The organism is Rhizobacter sp. P3_B12 (genome assembly GCF_056402895.1).
The window spans coordinates 1-2097 of the sequence record NZ_JBFUGN010001037.1 but is presented as its reverse complement, the minus strand read 5'-3'; the positions used below and the strand labels follow the sequence as shown (position 1 = coordinate 2097).

General features: G+C 70.2%; 3 protein-coding genes. All 3 read right to left on the bottom strand.

All coding sequences use genetic code 11. The features are described 5' to 3' along the window. Positions 1-64: 64 nt before the first annotated feature. On the bottom strand, positions 65-514 hold the full coding sequence (gene dut, locus AC1D01_RS31735; RefSeq protein WP_477873492.1) for a dUTP diphosphatase: 450 nt from the start codon (positions 512-514) through the stop codon (positions 65-67). Further along, on the bottom strand, positions 511-1752 hold the full coding sequence (coaBC, locus tag AC1D01_RS31730; RefSeq protein ID WP_477873491.1) for a bifunctional phosphopantothenoylcysteine decarboxylase/phosphopantothenate--cysteine ligase CoaBC: 1242 nt from the start codon (positions 1750-1752) through the stop codon (positions 511-513). The genes dut and coaBC overlap by 4 nt, the downstream gene beginning before the upstream one ends. After that, the coding region (lepB, locus tag AC1D01_RS31725) for a signal peptidase I (RefSeq protein ID WP_477873490.1) at positions 1749-2097 on the bottom strand (349 nt) is incomplete at its 5' end. The genes lepB and coaBC, both read right to left, overlap by 4 nt.

The window sequence follows — 2097 nt, the reverse complement described above, 5'->3', positions numbered from 1 at the left end:
AGTTTATTGCGGGTCGGTAAACGCACCGCCGGCCGCCGCGAGGATTTCACGGCGCCACGAAAGATCAATGCTTGCCGGTCGAGCCGAAGCCCCCTGCCCCGCGGTCGGACACACCGAATTCCTCGACCACCCGGAAGCTCGCCTGCACCACCGGCACGATCACCAGCTGCGCGATGYGCTCCATCGGCGCGATCGTGAACGCCGCCTGGCCACGGTTCCAGCAGCTCACCATCAACTGGCCCTGGTAGTCGGAATCGATCAGGCCGACCAGGTTGCCGAGCACGATGCCGTGCTTGTGGCCCAACCCCGAGCGCGGCAGGATGATCGCTGCCAGCCCCGGATCGGCGACGTGGATCGCGAGGCCGGTGGGAATCAGCTGCGTCTGGCCGGGTTCGAGCACCAGGGGCGCGTCGAGGCAGGCACGCAGGTCGAGGCCGGCGCTGCCGGGGGTCGCGTACGCGGGCAGTTGCTCGGCCATGCGGGGGTCGAGCACCTTCAGGTCGATCGGGGTCATGCGGGTCGGGAGGTTGAAGCGGAAGAAGACAGCCGGGCCGCGATCTCCTGCACCAGCGTGCGCGCGAGCGTCAGCTTGTCGGCATGCGGCAGCTGGCGTTCGCCCTGCGCATCGACCAGCAGCAGCGCGTTGTCGTCGCGCCCGAAGGTGGCCGGGCCGAGGTTGCCGACGACCAGCGGCACGTTCTTGCGCTGGAGCTTTTCGCGGGCGTGCTTGGACAGATCGTGGCTCTCGGCCGCGAAGCCGACGCAGAACGGCCGGTCCGGCAGCTTCGCGACGGCCGCCAGGATGTCGGCGTTCTCGGTCAGCTCGAAGGTCGGCGCGACCTTGCTGCCGTTCTTCTTGATCTTGTGGTCCGACAGCGACGCCGGCCGCCAGTCGGCCACCGCCGCGGTCGCGACGAACACGCTGTGCTGCGCCGCCTGCGGCAGCACGGCGTCGTACATCTGCTGCGCCGTCTGCACGTCGATGCGGCGCACGCCGCGCGGCGTCGGCAGGTRCACCGGGCCGGCGATCAGCGTCACCTCGGCGCCCGCCTCGTGCGCCGCGCGGGCGATCGCGAAGCCCATCTTGCCGCTGGAGCGGTTGGTGATGCCGCGCACCGGATCGATCGGCTCGAAGGTCGGCCCGGCGGTGATCAGCAGGCGCTGCCCGGCCAGCCGCTTCGGCGCGAAGAACGAGACCACGTCCTCCAGCAGCTCCAGCGGTTCGAGCATGCGGCCATCGCCGATCTCGCCGCAGGCCTGGTCGCCGTTGCCGGGGCCGAGCACGGTGGCGCCGTCGGCGCGCAGCTGGGCGATGTTGCGCTGCGTCGCCGGGTGCGCCCACATCTCGCGGTTCATCGCCGGCGCCACCAGCAGCGGGCAGCGCTCGATCGGCCGTGCGAGGCACAGCAGGCTCAGCAGGTCGTCGGCGCGCCCCTGCACCAGCCGCGCGATGAAATCGGCGCTGGCCGGCGCGATCAGCACGGCATCGGCCTCGCGCGTCAGGTTGATGTGGGCCATGTTGTTGGCCTCGCGCGCATCCCACTGGCTGGTGAACACYGGGCGGGTCGACAGCGCCTGCATCGTGACCGGCGTGATGAACTGTTCGGCCGCCTCGGTCATCACGACCTGCACCGAGGCGCCGGCCTTCACCAGCGCGCGCGTCAGCTCGGCGGCCTTGTAGCAGGCGATGCCGCCGGTCAGGCCGAGCACGATGCGCTTGCCCTGCAGATCAGTCGAAGTCGCAGTGCTCACAGCGGTGTCCAGAAACGAGAMATGTCGGAGAGATTGAACAGCACGCGCACCGCCTTGCCGTAGACCTCGGCGTGCGGCAGGAAGCCCCAGCGGCGCGAGTCTTCCGAGTTGTCGCGGTTGTCGCCCAGCATCAGGTACTGGCCGGCCGGAACCGTGCAGTGCCACGCGCCGCGGCGCTCGTTGACGCAGTGCTGGCCGAGCTCGGGCTGCTGCAGGTCGAGCGCCATGCTGCCGAGCACGAACGGGTTGACCTTGATCAGGTGGTCGCGCCCGGGCAACGATTCCTTCTGCAGCCACTGCCCGCGGTCTTCCTCGCGCACGCCGGGCTCGCTGCCGTCGCTGCCC